This is a genomic window from Vibrio sp. 2134-1, from assembly GCF_033339495.1.
The window spans coordinates 1-715 of sequence record NZ_JAWOUS010000402.1; the positions used below are offsets into that span (position 1 = coordinate 1).

At 45.6% G+C, this 715-nt stretch carries 1 protein-coding gene; it reads right to left on the reverse strand.

The genetic code is table 11. From position 1 onward, the window contains the following. Positions 1–651, reverse strand: a 651-nt coding sequence (locus tag R7R78_RS26255) for a DUF692 domain-containing protein (RefSeq protein ID WP_225474627.1), incomplete at its 3' end; no start/stop codon positions are given. Between the last annotated feature and the right edge of the window lie 64 nt (positions 652–715).

A 715-nucleotide genomic window follows, 5' to 3' on the forward strand; every position in this document is an offset into this window, starting at 1 on the left:
TTTATCGAGTTGCTTGATGGTAAAACCCGCCAAATGAATTTCATCCACTTTGTTTGCCGGAATGGCGGACAGATAGGTATTGCAATCAAAGCCGTGATTGAAGGCTGATACGTGTACGTTATTCAGATCGAGCAGTAACCGGCAACTTGTGCGCTGCTGAACTTCAGCGAGAAACTCCCACTCGCTGATCGTCGAGTGTTGAAACTTCACATAGCTCGATGGGTTCTCTATTAAGATTTCGCGTTGCAGATAATCCTGAACTTCAAGCACATTGCGAGTAAAAACGTTCAGTGCTTCTTCGGTGTATGGTAGGGGAAGCAAGTCGTTAAAATAATGCCCACCATTTTCACTCCAGCTCAAATGGTCAGAGACAAACATTGGGTCAATGGCATCTATCAACGCTTTCAGTTGAGCGAGGTGTACTTGGCTAACGCGTTCAATAGAGCCTAACGATAAGCCAATTCCGTGGCAGCTGATCTGGTATTGCTCTCGCAAAGTGTGTAAATATTTTCGTTCGGCTGCATTGGGTTGAAAGTAGTTCTCGCTGTGAATTTCTAACCAAGACAGTTCTGGGCGTTGTTGCTGAAAAAAGTCTAAATGAGGAGTCCGTAAACCAACGCCAACAAGAGGGTGAAAATCGTAGTGTTTCACGTGAAACTCCTTTTCGAACTGGATGAGAAGAGGTTGTGGGGTGGGAGTTGAGCCATCACACGCC